Source organism: Streptococcus infantis (assembly GCF_047464215.1).
GTDB classification, from domain to species: Bacteria; Bacillota; Bacilli; order Lactobacillales; family Streptococcaceae; genus Streptococcus; species Streptococcus infantis_P.
The window spans coordinates 1-726 of record NZ_JASHCG010000042.1 but is presented as its reverse complement, the minus strand read 5'-3'; the positions used below and the strand labels follow the sequence as shown (position 1 = coordinate 726).

General features: G+C 44.2%; 1 pseudogene. It reads left to right on the top strand.

Annotated features, from left to right (window positions below):
• Window positions 1-726 (top strand): annotated as a pseudogene (locus QM469_RS10540) (hypothetical protein); the annotation flags it as partial.

The window sequence follows — 726 nt, the reverse complement described above, 5'->3', positions numbered from 1 at the left end:
GTACAGGAACAGTAACAGAACCGAACAAGAAACCATCACAACCAGTAGATGTAACAACACCAGCTCGTAAGACACCAACAGTAGATGTTGAACAAGATCCTAAGACAGGTGACGTTACAGTAACACCTAAGAAACCAGATGGCTCAACATTCCCACCAGGAACTAAGGTAGAAATCCCAGGTAAAGATGGTAACCCAATCACCGTAACAATCGGTGAAGACGGTAAAGGTAAAGTACCAAACAGTGAATTACCAGACGGTAAAGTTCCAGGTACAGGTAAGATTACAGAACCAGGTAAACCAGCTGTTGAAGTTCCAGTAACAACACCAGGTAAGGTAACACCAAATACCCCAACAACTGAAACACCAAGTGAGATTGAAATCACACGCAAACCAAATGGTGATGCAGTAGTAACGCCTAAGAAACCAGATGGCTCAACTTACCCATCAGGCAGCAAGGTAGTGATTCCAGGTGAAAACAACACACCAATCGAAGTCACAATCGGCGACAACGGTTCAGGTGAAGTACCAAATGACAAGCTTCCTAAGAAAGATGTCCCAGGTACAGGAACAGTAACCGAACCGAACAAGAAACCATCACAACCAGTGGATGTAACAACACCAGCTCGTAAGACACCAACAGTAGAGTTGGATAAAGATCCTAAGACAGGTGACGTTACAGTAACACCTAAGAAACCAGATGGCTCAACATACCCACCAGGAACTA